The following is a 12,376-nucleotide window of genomic DNA, read 5'->3' on the forward strand; positions in this document are numbered from 1 at the left end:
CGCTCGTCCGCGCTCAAGGCGCGGACGCGGAATCCGAAGTGGGAGCCGTCCGTGCGCTACGGTCGACCGGTTGGTTACGTGACCAGACCACCAGCAGGATACCGATCAGCACCATCGGCACGCAAAGCAGCTGGCCCATGGTCAGCCAGCCGAAGGCGATGAAACCCAGCTGCGGGTCGGGCATGCGGAAGAACTCGGTGATGAAACGCAAGCCGCCATAAAGCGCCATGAAAAGGCCCGAGATCAGGCCGCGGCGGCGAGGCTTGCTCGATACCCACCAGAGCACCACGAACAGCACTACCCCTTCGGTGGCGAACTGGTAGAGCGCCGAGGGATGGCGCATCTCTGGCCCATAGAGGGGGTAGTCGATCGCCCAGGGCAGGTCGCTCACCCGGCCGGGCAGCTCCTGGTTGATGAAGTTGCCGATCCTGCCGGCGCCGAGCCCCACCGGTACGATCGGTGCGATGAAGTCGGTGAGCTGGAAGAAGGCGAGCTTGTGCCGACGCGCGAACAGCAGCGCTGCAACCAACACCCCGAGCAGCCCACCGTGGAAGCTCATGCCGCCCTCCCACACCCGCAGGATCCACAGCGGGTCGGCGAGGAACTGATCGAAGCCGTAGAACAGCGTGTAGCCAAACCGACCGCCGAGCACTACGCCGAGCGCGCCGTAGAAGATCATATCGCCGACCTGCTGACGGTCGAGGCCGATCCGCTCGGCGCGAAGCCGCGCCAGCCACCAGGCGGAGACGAAGCCAACCACGTACATCAGGCCATACCAGTGGATCTGGATCGGGCCCAGCGAAAACAGGACCGGGTCGAAATCGGGATAGCGCATGCGGTCATCTCTCCTATCACGGCGCGCCAATGCGCAGGCTTGCTGGGGCCGGCCGGCACCAAATCGCGCAGGTGGCGAGCCAGCGAAGAGTGCCCGCCCAGCGCGGGCGCCATTCTACCTGGGCAGCCTGATCAAGTCATGGCGCGCCCTCGATCGAGCGCGCATGCGCCGGGCCTCGACGTACAGGCGCAAGAAAGCCTCTCACCACAGGGTGAGAGGCTTTCCAGGTGCTCTCCTCAGCCCCGGCTGTGCTCTTCGAGCCCCACCGAGTGATGCAGGCGCGGTGCCAGTTCACGCAGCGCACGCCGGTAGACTTCGCGCTTGAACGACACCACCTGACCGAGCGGATACCAGTAGCTGACCCAGCGCCAGCCGTCGAACTCAGGGCTGGGCGTCGAATCGAAACAGATCCGCGCTTCGTTGCAGCGCATCTGCAGCAGGAACCATTTTTGCTTCTGGCCAATGCACAGCGGCTGCGAATGCGTGCGGATCATTCGTTTCGGCAGACGATAGCGCAGCCAGCCACGAGTGCAGGCAATGACGTCGACATCTCGTGCACAAAGGCCGATCTCCTCCTCCAGCTCACGATAGAGCGCCTGCTGGGGGGTTTCATCGGAATTGATCCCGCCCTGCGGGAACTGCCAAGCGTCCTGCCCCACCCGCCTGGCCCAGAGCAGCTGCCCTCCAGGGTTGGCGATGATGATGCCAACGTTGGGGCGGAAGCCATCAGGGTCGATCACGGGTCATACCCCTTATCTCTTTCACCGGTGCCAGCGCCGGGGCTGATCGTTTGGATCCCGCTCCCCGGCATGCACTGTGATTCTCGACGGTACCGCGCAAGCGGCGGCACCTATTGCAGACATTCTTCCACAAAGCGAGAAAGGGCATCAATACGCCTTGCTCCGGGCGAGCGACCGCGGAACGCTTGGGGTAGCATGCGCTAGGAATTCCTCTCAAAACCCGCTCATGGCGAACATCCGGGAAACGAACGGTTTTCGAAAGGATTTCCAAGCCAAGCATCGCGCTACACATTGCGTTTGAATATTTAGGAGATGACCAACTTGCGACTCGCAATCTTCGACCTGGACAACACCCTGATCAGCGGCGACAGCGACCATGCCTGGGGAGAATATCTGATTCGCGTCGGCGCAGTGGACGAAGAACGCTACCGGCGCGCCAACGATGAATACCTGCGCAGCTACGAAGCAGGCACCCTCGACATCGACGACTACCTCTCGTTCTCGCTCCAGCCGCTCGCCCAGCACCCACGCAAGCTGCTCGAGGCCTGGCGGCGCGACTTCATGGCGGAGGTGATCGAGCCGATGGTGCTGCCCAAGGCCGAGGCGCTGCTCGACCACCATCGGGAGGCTGGCGATTTCCTGATGATCATCACCGCCACCAACCGATTCGTTACCGCGCCGATCGCCGAGCGCTTCAAGGTCGACGAACTGATCGCGATCGAGGTCGAGGAGCGCGATGGCGCTTACACCGGCCGAGTCGCCGGCGTACCGAGCTTCCAGCGAGGAAAGGTGACTCGACTAGAGGCTTGGCTCGCCGAGCATCCCGAGATCGAGCGCGAAGGCTGCTGGTTCTACAGCGACTCCCGCAACGACCTACCGCTGCTCGAACAGGTCGATCGCCCGGTGGCGGTCGACCCCGACCCGATGCTGAAAATCGAGGCCGAGCGACGCGGCTGGACGGTGATGAGCCTGCGCTGATCAGGTTCGATGGCGCGCCCCTCTTCTTCGTCAGTGCTGGAAGCTTTCGCCGAGCCGCTGACTGAGGCCGGCGACGAACTCGGAGGTCGGCGCGTGCACGGCGTGGAGCCGTGCGATCAGCAGGTTCTCCAGCGTGAAGCGCTCGCTCATCCCTCGCTTGATCCTCTCGAGCCAGGCCGGCAGCATCGCTAGATTCTCGCGACAGCGATGAGCGTCGGAGAAATCGCTCTCGAAGGCGAGTGCCATCTGGGTGGAGGGGTCGAGGTTTTCGAGCAGTTGGGTCGCGGCGGCGAGCGCATCGCCGTCGGCATGCTCCCGCGCCTCCTGCTGGAGGATGGGGTAGAGCGTGAAGTGGCCAAGGCTCAGGTAGTCGAGCAGCTGTTCACTGAAGCGGTCGAGCAGGCCGCGATCGAAAGTGGTGAGGTCGCGATCACAGGCATCATCGAGGGCACTGAATGAGAGCAGCAGCTGATGGCGCTGCTCGAGCCAGCGATCGATCACCAGGTTGACGCCACCCCAGCGCTCGACGTTGGAAACATGTTGTTGGATAAGCACGTGTCTCTCCTCGACTCGCTTGATCAATCCCATGACTCGCTTGCTGGAAAGGGCGGCATGCCGCCTGCCCTGATCCAAATCCGAACAATCATGATCAACCAGCCCCACAGGCGGTGCAAGCGAGCAGCCGCGCGTTTTGGTCGCACCCCGCGAATACGACGAAGCCTCCGGCACGGATGCACGAGGGCTTCTTAAGCGTGGCCCGGGTTCAACGCGGCCCGGGGACCCGGCACGACTCAGAGCAGGCGTTTGCTCGGCCCGCGCCGGCCGCGGCGCAGCGAAGAGAGGATCAACGCGATGCTGATCAATGCCAGCACGGCGAAGCCCATCATCGTCCAGCCGGGCAAGGTGATGCCGAGCCAGATGCCATGGATCTCGGCGCACTCTCCCGAGCCAGAGAGCACCTGGGAGATCACGCCCCAGAACGGCAGCACCTCGAGCATGTAGTCCAGCCCCGGCCCGCAGGAAGGCACCGCATCGGGCGGCAGGCTCTGCAGCCACAGGTGGCGCCCGGCCAGTGCGATGCCCGCGCCACTGGTGATCAGCGCCCCCACTCCGTAGACCGCGCCGGCCTTGCCCTTGGGGTTATGGAAGATCCCCGGCAGCAGCACGAGGAAGGTCGCGATCACCGCGATCCTCTGGAAGATGCACAGCGGGCAGGGCTCGAGTCCCCATAGATGCTCGAGCAGCAGCGCCACCGCCATCATCAGGATGCATATCAGTACCCCGAGCAGGCACCAGCCGCGACAAATGATCCGGCTCAGCTTGTCGATCATGATTCAAAGATCTTCCATGTCATGAGAAGTGTTCGGATAAAGGGTCCAGCGGCGCCCACCGCCGGACGCTCAGCCTCAGGCGCGCTTGGCGACGGCCTCGGCCCGGGCGAAGTAGCCGGCCAGGTACTCACCGAAGGAGAGCTCGTCGTCGGCTTCGATATCGCGCTGCTGGATCAGCGAGGTCTCGACGAGTTGGTCGAGCAGCGCCTCGCGGGCACGATCCATCGGCGTGCCGAGGAACTCGGCCGCCTGCTCCCTGGCCCGCTCGAGGGTCCAATCGATGAAATCCTCACCCTCGCGCGACAGCGCGGCGAATATCTCTCCCGCCGGCGTCAGCGCGGGATCGCCGATCCGCGGTGCGAGCGCTTCGACCGCGTCCCCGTGCGGCGTATTGCGTTCGGCAAGATCGAGCAGCCCCGCGGCGGCGCGCAGCTCATCGAAGAGCCGCCCGCCCGCCTCGGCGAGCGAAAGCGCCCCGTCCTCGAACTCGAGCATCAGGCCTGGATCCCGTCCTTGCGTGACCACCCGGGCGCGGTTGGCATCGAGTCGCGCGCACTCGACCGCACCGATCGGCGCGTCGTCGGCGAGCAGGCAGCGAATCAGGAAGGCGTCGAGGAAGCGGATCTGGGTTTCGTCGATGCCAAGCGGCAGCAGCGGATTGATATCGAGACAGCGTACCTCGATGTACTCGACACCATCGGCCTCTAGCGCCTGGGTCGGCGTCTGGTTATGGCGCGCCACCCGCTTGGGCCGGATGTCGCTGTAGTACTCGTTCTCGATCTGCAGGATGTTGGCGTTGAGCTGCTGCCACTGCCCGTCGACCTCGACCCCGGTGCGCTGGTAGTCCGGCCAGGGCGTGCTCACCGCATGACGCAGGGTATCGACGTACTCGTCGAGCGAGTCGAAGCAGACCTTCAATTGGTCCTGGACCTTGTTGTGGTAGCCGAGATCGCTCATCCGCAGGGTCGAGGCATGCTCCGACACCAGCGTTCGTCGCCCCAGCGCCTCGAAGCCCTCGACCTTGCGCCCATCGAGGAAGCTGCGATCGAAAGCGGGCGAGGCGCCGAACAGGTACATCAAAAGCCAGCTGGTGCGGCGGAAGTTACGGATCAGCCGGAAGTAGCCTTGGGAGCGATACTCACAAAGCGCAATTCCCGACTTTCCTTCGAGCGCGGCCAGCTCGCGCCACATCGCGTCAGGCAGCGAGAAGTTGTAGTGAATGCCGGCGATCGACTGCATGATCCGCCCGTAGCGCACGTCGAGGCCACGCCGGTAGACCTGCTTCATCCGCCCGGTATTGGAGTTACCGAAGTCAGCGATCGGGACGCTCGCGTTGCCGTCGAGCCAGGCAGGCATGCTGGCAGGCCAGATCAGCTCGTCACCCAGCTGGCGATAGCTGAAGCGGTGCAGGTCGGCGAGGAAGTCGAGCGCGTCACTCGGCCGAGAGTAGACCGGAGTGACGAACTCGAGCAGCGCCTCGGAGTAATCCGTCGTGATGTAGGGGTGGGTGAGCTTGGAGCCCAGCTGACGCGGATGGGGCAGCTGGCTGATCCTGCCGAGCGGGTCGACGCGCAGGCCCTCTTTCTCGATACCGCGGCGGATACGACCGGTCCTGCCCTGGCGCACCGGCGCCTCGAGACCCGCGACGATTCGGGCGAATTGTTCCGACAAGGATGTGCACCTTCTCTAAGTCAGCGCGGATCGAACCCGACGCCACGCTGTCGCGCGGCGCAACGACCCGCGCCCTCGGGATCCAGGATCCTGTCCGATCCGATGAACGAACGGAACGGGACCAAATTGGCACTCATTATGAATACGCGCCGTGGGCTTTCAAGCTTCGTTGCAGATTCGTCGCCACTCTTCGACGCTATCGCTCAACGATCCCGCTTGGTCGCTCCCGCTTTGAGCAGCGCAGCACCGAGCGCGCCCATCGGCGCGCTGCCCTCTCGCGGCTCGTCGCGTCCCGGCCGACGGCGGTCGTCGCCGCGGCGCTCACCCCGGGCCTGCGCAGGCTGGCGCTCGGCACGCTCGGAGAGTCGCATGGTCAGCGCAATGCGCTTGCGCGGCACATCGACCTCGAGCACCTTGACCTTGACGATGTCGCCGGCCTTGACCACTTCGCGTGGGTCCTTGACGAAGCGCTCGGACAGCGCGGAGATATGCACCAGCCCATCCTGGTGCACACCGATGTCGACGAACGCACCGAAGTTGGTGACGTTGGTGATCACTCCTTCGAGCACCATGTCGGGCGACAGATCGGAGAGCTTCTCGACCCCTTCCTTGAACTCGGCGACGGCGAACTGCGGACGAGGATCGCGCCCCGGCTTGTCGAGCTCCTTCAGGATATCGGTGATGGTCGGCACCCCGAAGCGCTGGTCGACGAACTCTGCGGGATCGAGCTTCTTGAGGAAGGCGCTGTCACCGATCAGGCTACCCTTGTCGCGCCCGGCACGAGCGGCGATGCGCTCGACCACCGGGTAGGCTTCGGGGTGGACGCTGGATGCATCGAGCGGGTCGTCACCGTTCATGATCCTGAGAAATCCCGCGCACTGCTCGAAGGTCTTCGGTCCAAGCCGGCTGACCTCGAGCAGCGCACGTCGGCTTCTGAACGCGCCGCGCTCGTCGCGGGCGGCGACGATATTGGCAGCGAGCGTCGAGTTCAGCCCCGAGACTCTCGCCAGCAGCGCGGGAGACGCAGTGTTGAGATCCACGCCGACCGCGTTGACGCAGTCCTCGACCACCGCGTCGAGCGCGCGGGCGAGCTGGAGCTGGGAGACATCGTGCTGGTACTGGCCGACACCGATCGACTTAGGCTCGATCTTGACCAGCTCGGCCAGCGGGTCCTGCAGCCGGCGGGCGATCGATACCGCGCCGCGCAGGGTCACGTCGAGCCCGGGGAACTCACGCGCCGCGTACTCGGAGGCCGAATAGACCGAAGCGCCGGCCTCGCTGACCACCACCTTGCCGACCGGGCGCCCCTCCACCGGTGGCAGCTCACGGATCAACGCCTGGGCGAGGCGATCGGTCTCACGGCTGGCAGTACCGTTGCCGATCGCAATCAACTCGACGCCATGCTGCGTGCAAAGCCGGGCAAGCGTGGCGAGAGATTCGTCCCAGCGATTGTGCGGCGCGTGGGGATAGATGGTCGCGGTATCGACCAGCTTGCCGGTGGCATCGATCACCGCCGCCTTGACCCCGGTGCGCAGCCCCGGATCGAGCCCCAGCGTCGCCCGCGCGCCCGCTGGTGCGGCGAGCAGCAGGTCCTTGAGGTTGGCGGCGAACACCCCGATCGCGCCCAGTTCGGCCTGCTCGCGCAAGCGCGAGAACAGCTCGGTTTCAAGGCTGGTGTAAAGCTTCACACGCCAGGTCCAGCGCACCACCTCGGCCAGCCATCGGTCTGCCTTGCGCCCCTGGTCACGAATACCCACCGTGCGGGCGATCTCGATCTCGGCAGGGTGCACCTTGGCCTGCGCCTCGTCGGGCAGCGTCAAGCTCAGGCTCAACACGCCCTCGTTGCGACCGCGGAACATCGCCAGCGCCCGATGCGAAGGCACCAAAGCCAGGCGCTCGGTATGCTCGAAGTAGTCGGAGAACTTGGCGCCCTCCTGCTCACGTCCCTTGACCACGCGCGCATTGAGCTCGCCCTCGTCCCACAGCCGGTCGCGCAGTCGGGCGAGCAGTTCGGCATTCTCGGAGAAACGCTCCATCAGGATCTGCTTCGCACCATCGAGCGCCGCCTTGACGTCGGCCAGGGCGATCGATTCGCCATCATCGTTGGTGAGCGCCTTGGAGGCCGTGACGTAAGGCTCGGCGGCCTCCTCGGGATCGAGGCCCGGATCGTTGAGCAAGGCATCCGCCAAGGGCTCGAGCCCCGCCTCGCGGGCAATCTGCGCCTTGGTACGACGCTTCTTGCGAAACGGCAGGTAGAGATCCTCGAGCCGCTGCTTGGTCTCGGCACCGCGCAGCTGGCGCTCGAGCGCGGGGTCGAGCTTGCCCTGCTGCGCGATCTCCTCGATCACCGCGCGCCGCCGCTCCTCCAGTTCGCGCAGATAACGCAGCCGCTCCTCCAGGGTACGCAGCTGGCTATCATCGAGACCGCCCGTGACCTCCTTGCGATAGCGCGAGATGAACGGCACCGTCGCCCCTTCGTCGAGCAGCGCGATGGCGGCGACCACCTGCTGGGGGCGAACATCGAGCTCAGCGGCAATGCGCGCGGAGATGACGGCGGAAAGATCGAGCGTTTGGCGGTCAATCATGGCACCTAAGTCTTCCTGGTTGCGACGAGCGCCGATTAGACCACTTTTGGCCGCCGCGGGCCAAAACGCGCAAGCCCCGATTGCGCCGGTGGCACAATCGGGGCTTGCGCGGTAATGCTCGAGTCGGGCTTCAGAGCTGGGGACCGGCGGCCTCGATCCGCGGGTCGACGCTCTTGAAGCGGGCGAAATTGTCACGAAAGCGAGTAGCGAGCTGCTTTGCCTGGGCCTCGAAGGCAGGCGTATCGTCCCAGGCCTCGCGCGGATCGAGCAGTCGGGGATCGACCCCCTCCACCGCCACCGGAACATCCAGATTGATCCCTGGCAGATGCCGGGTCTCGGCCTGGTCGAGTTCACCGCTCTGGATCGCGCGAATCACCGCTCGGGTCACGGGAATGCTGAAGCGCTTCCCCCCTTGTCCATAGGCCCCTCCGGTCCAACCGGTATTGACCAGATAGACCTGGGTGCCGAACGCTTCGAGACGCTTGATCAACAGATCGGCATAGACCCGCGGCGGACGGGCGAAGAACGGCGCGCCGAAGCAGGTCGAAAAGGTTGCCTCGAGCCCGGAGGTGGAGCCGATCTCGGTGGAACCGACCTTGGCCGTGTAGCCGGAAAGGAAATGGTAGGCGGCGGCCTCGTTGGAGAGTCGCGCCACCGGCGGCAGCACCCCGGTCATATCGCAGGTCAAGAACACGATCGAGCTCGGCTCGGGGCCACGGTTCTCGGGTACGCGCCGCTCGACGTGCTCCAACGGGTAGGCGGCGCGACCGTTCTGCGACAGCCGGGTATCGGCGTAGTCGGGCACCCGGTGCTCGTCGAGTACCACGTTCTCGAGCACCGTACCGAAGCGGATCGCGTTCCAGATGATCGGCTCGTTCTGCTCCGACAGGTCGATCGTCTTGGCGTAGCAGCCGCCTTCGAAATTGAATACCCCACCCGGGGCCCAACCGTGCTCGTCGTCACCGATCAGGTAGCGCTCGGGATCGGCGGACAGCGTGGTCTTGCCGGTGCCGGAGAGACCGAAGAACAGCGTGGTGCGACCGTCCTGGCCGACGTTGGCGCTGCAGTGCATCGGCAGCACGTCCTGCTCGGGCAGGAGGTAGTTGAGCACCGAGAACATCGCCTTCTTGATCTCGCCGGCATAGCGCATCCCGGCGAGCAGCACCCTGCGGCCGGCGAAATCGATGATCGTGGTGGCCTCGGAGCGGGTGCCGTCTCGCTCCGGCTCACAGACGAACCAGGGCGCGCTGTGGATCGTCCACTCCGGCTTGCCCATAGGGTTGTAGGCCTCGGGGCGCACGAACATGGTATTCGCGAAGAGCGCGTGCCAGGCGTTCTCGGCCACCACCCGAACCGGCTGGTAGTGGTTTTCGTCGGCACCGACATGCAGCGTGCAAACGAAGTTCTCACGCTCACCGAGATAGCTCTCCACCCGCCCCCACAGCGCTTCGAAGCGGGTCGAATCGAAGGGTTGATTGACCTCGCCCCAGTCGATCAGCGCGCGCGAACCAGGCTCGTCGACGATGAAGCGATCCTTGGGCGAGCGTCCGGTGCGAGCGCCGGTCTCGGCGGTCAACGCGCCATTGGCGGCGAGGCGGGTTTCACCGCGTGCGAGCGACAGCTCGATCAGCTCAGTGGCACAGGGATTGAGCCGCACCCGATGGCGTGGGTCGTACTGCACCGAGAAGGTGGATTTCGACTGTTCGATGGTCATGGCATTAGGTGGCGAAAAGCCGCTCTCTCTCGTTGGCCAGCCTCTTAGGGCCAGGCTTCAGTTATCGGCACGCACGTACGGGAACGGCGTCTCCCCGTCGCACTGACCTGGGCGGTGCTCCACACGGCTGTTCAAGCACCTAGGCCAGCCAGTATGTCAAAAAGCAATCGAGGGTAAAATCCCTTTCAGCACCGATATTTACGATGAATGAAAGTCTACTTTCGTCTAGCCCGAAGAGCGTATCGAGACAGCACCCTTACGTCTCTTTCGGAGTTTTATTACCACTTTTCGATGCGACGAAGGTCGATAGAGTAAGTCTCGATCACCCTTTCGCTGCAACATCAGCCTCCATTCCTCCCCCGGCGGGCCGACATTCCCCGCAGCGCTTGCCGGTACGGAGCGGACGAAACTGGGATGTCTTAGTAAGTACTTCTAGGTTCAAGGCAGGCATTCTGGTACCACCGGCCCTTCTTCACATGCCGAGGGGTTACTTGCCGTGCGGCGGCAGAACTCAACGTCCTTCTTGGCCTGGCAATAATTGCTATCCAGGCGCCGCTCGACGCTTCGCGAGGTGGGAGCCGCATCGGGTTGGCAAGTAGCCAGATGAGGTTGTGCTGCGCACATACGATGGCTCGGCTGGGGGGCCTTGAAGCCTGCTGCCTGCATGCAATTCTCTGCTGCTGCCAATTGATCGGGTGTGCGCGGATCCAGTGGTGGTCGTGCCGGTGAGCTGGGGCTGGCCATGCCGCACTCCAGCAGGGCTTTCTTCACCTCGAGTTGGGAGGCGCCTGGCTTTGCCCAGAGCAGATAAGAGTCCGGTACGGGTTGGAAGGGTGGAGTACTGCCGCAGGCTGTCAGGCTGATGGCGCAGAATAGGCCTGCAAATAGAAGTCGCATAACGAGCCTCTCGCTGAGGATGGTCATATTGGTTTTTGTAGATGGGTACTTTTCATTCATCCATGGCGAAACGTAGTTTGTTAGCCGGTAGCGATAGTTCTGGGATGCTGCTCGCCGTATACGGCGAGCAGTCTGAAGCCCGCGCTAAATGCGCGGGCTCGATGACTCGTTCGGCGAACGATCAGTGCAAGGTCGGGGAAGGTGCATCGGGGCGCTGGATCAGCTCCTCGACATCCGCGGCGCTGAACACGTAGTGCGTGTTGCAGAAGTGGCAGTGGGTATCGATGCGCCCCTGTTCGGCGACCGCCGAGCGCAGCTCCTCGGCGCCGAGCCGATGCAGCGCCTGGGCGAAGCGTTCACGCGAGCAGGTGCAGCCGAAGGCGAGCGGTGACGGCTCGAACAGCCGGGCGCGCTCCTCATGAAACAGCCGATAAAGCACCTGCTCGGGCGCAAGCTCCAGCAGCTCCTCGCTGGTGATGGTCTCGGCCAGCGCGTTGATCCGATCCCATGCGTCCATATCCGGCTGGCGGCCGTCCTCGGGCAGTTTTTGAACCAGCAGCCCTGCGGCGCGGCGCTCGCCCGCAGCGAGCCAGAGCCGGGTCGGCAGCTGCTCGGAACGCGCGAAATACTCCTCCAGGCAGCCGCTCAAGGTCGCTTGATCGAGTGCGACGATCCCTTGGTAACGCTGCCCGCCACGTGGATCGAGGGTGATCACCACCTGCCCCGTACCGACCAGCGAGGACAGGCTCGCATCGTCGAGCGCTACCAGCGCCTGCTCATCGAAGCGTGCGATCGCGCGCAGCCGCTGCGCGATCTCGGTGCCGCCGGGATTCGATTCGGCCATCAGCAGCGAAAGCGGCCCATCGCCGCGCACTTCGAGACTGAGCACGCCATCGAGCTTGATCGTCGCAGTGAGCAGCGCGCAGGCCGCGAGCAGCTCGCCGAGCAGGCGCTCGACCGGCGCGGGATAATCGTGGCGGGAGAGCGTGCTCTGATAGCTGTCTTCGAGCTGCACCAGCTCACCGCGTACCTGGGTATCGTCGAACAGGAAACGCTGCAGCCGATCGGATTCGGATTGAGTCATCGGTAAAAAATCCATCGAGGGCGCCGCGCGAGCGAGCGCGGGCGCGATAGCCTTGGAAAGTCCACGCCCGGCGTGGACGCGCGCAGAGAACACCGGCAGGCACGGGGTTTCAGTCGTCGAACCCTTGGCGCTGGAAGCGATGGATCTCGCGGCGAGACTTCTTGTCCGGCCGATGCGGCGGCGCCTGCATGCTCTGGTGCGCAAGCTTGCGATTTTGCGCCTCGCGTTCGCGACGCTCGCGGCTGGCCGGCGTCTCGGTGTAGAGCGTGCGCGCGTGGTCCGCACCACGGCGCTGGTCGCTCAGCGCCAGCACCTCGATCTCGAGGGTGTCCCACCCCTGGGTCACCTTGAGCCGCGCACCCGCAGCCACCTGCTTGCTGGTCTTGGCACGCTCGCCATCGTAGTGGACCTTGCCGCCCTCTATCGCCTTCTTCGCCAGTGCCCGGGTCTTGAACAAGCGCGCAGCCCACAGCCATTTGTCGAGTCGAACCTGATCCATCATTGCTCCTCTCGTCGCCGAACCGGCCGGCGTCTGGGTTGA

10 protein-coding genes are annotated in these 12,376 nt (G+C 64.6%); 1 reads left to right on the top strand and 9 read right to left on the bottom strand.

Annotation, left to right across the window (positions count from 1 at the left end; genetic code table 11):
- Positions 1–13 precede the first annotated feature (13 nt).
- Together lgt and A5892_RS16685 are read right to left on the bottom strand one after the other, a co-directional pair.
- Positions 14–835, bottom strand: coding sequence for a prolipoprotein diacylglyceryl transferase (gene lgt, locus A5892_RS16680; protein ID WP_064123751.1), 822 nt, complete (start codon positions 833–835; stop codon positions 14–16).
- Positions 836–1,071: 236 nt separating this feature from the next.
- On the bottom strand, positions 1,072–1,575 hold the full coding sequence (locus A5892_RS16685; RefSeq protein ID WP_027351601.1) for an RNA pyrophosphohydrolase: 504 nt from the start codon (positions 1,573–1,575) through the stop codon (positions 1,072–1,074).
- A gap of 321 nt (positions 1,576–1,896) precedes the next feature.
- Between A5892_RS16685 and A5892_RS16690 the strand changes: the two genes are divergently transcribed.
- Entirely contained in the window at positions 1,897–2,553 is a 657-nt protein-coding gene (locus tag A5892_RS16690; protein WP_064124569.1) for an HAD family hydrolase, read from the top strand.
- Positions 2,554–2,583: 30 nt separating this feature from the next.
- On the opposite strand, the gene A5892_RS16695 is transcribed toward A5892_RS16690, so the two are convergent.
- The 7 genes from A5892_RS16695 to A5892_RS16725 all read right to left on the bottom strand — a co-directional run bounded on the left by A5892_RS16695 (position 2,584) and on the right by A5892_RS16725 (position 12,337).
- Positions 2,584–3,108, bottom strand: coding sequence for a sigma D regulator (locus A5892_RS16695; RefSeq protein ID WP_223302715.1), 525 nt, complete (start codon positions 3,106–3,108; stop codon positions 2,584–2,586).
- Between the two features lie 236 nt (positions 3,109–3,344).
- On the bottom strand, positions 3,345–3,884 hold the full coding sequence (locus A5892_RS16700; RefSeq protein ID WP_064123753.1) for a disulfide bond formation protein B: 540 nt from the start codon (positions 3,882–3,884) through the stop codon (positions 3,345–3,347).
- A gap of 75 nt (positions 3,885–3,959) precedes the next feature.
- Positions 3,960–5,555 carry a glutamate--cysteine ligase gene (gene gshA, locus A5892_RS16705; protein ID WP_064123754.1) on the bottom strand — a complete coding sequence of 532 codons (1,596 nt, stop codon included), beginning with the start codon at positions 5,553–5,555 and terminating at the stop codon, positions 3,960–3,962.
- A gap of 203 nt (positions 5,556–5,758) precedes the next feature.
- Positions 5,759–8,140, bottom strand: coding sequence for a Tex family protein (locus tag A5892_RS16710; RefSeq protein WP_064123755.1), 2,382 nt, complete (start codon positions 8,138–8,140; stop codon positions 5,759–5,761).
- A gap of 130 nt (positions 8,141–8,270) precedes the next feature.
- On the bottom strand, positions 8,271–9,854 hold the full coding sequence (locus tag A5892_RS16715) for a phosphoenolpyruvate carboxykinase (RefSeq protein WP_082890522.1): 1,584 nt from the start codon (positions 9,852–9,854) through the stop codon (positions 8,271–8,273).
- 1,078 nt (positions 9,855–10,932) lie between these two features.
- A complete protein-coding gene (gene hslO, locus A5892_RS16720) occupies positions 10,933–11,835 on the bottom strand; it encodes an Hsp33 family molecular chaperone HslO (protein WP_064123756.1) in 903 nt (300 codons plus the stop codon).
- 109 nt (positions 11,836–11,944) lie between these two features.
- A complete protein-coding gene (locus A5892_RS16725) occupies positions 11,945–12,337 on the bottom strand; it encodes an RNA-binding S4 domain-containing protein (protein ID WP_064123757.1) in 393 nt (130 codons plus the stop codon).
- Positions 12,338–12,376 lie beyond the last annotated feature (39 nt).

Origin of the sequence: Halotalea alkalilenta (genome assembly GCF_001648175.1) — a bacterium.
In the GTDB taxonomy this organism is placed as follows: Bacteria; Pseudomonadota; Gammaproteobacteria; order Pseudomonadales; family Halomonadaceae; genus Halotalea; species Halotalea alkalilenta_A.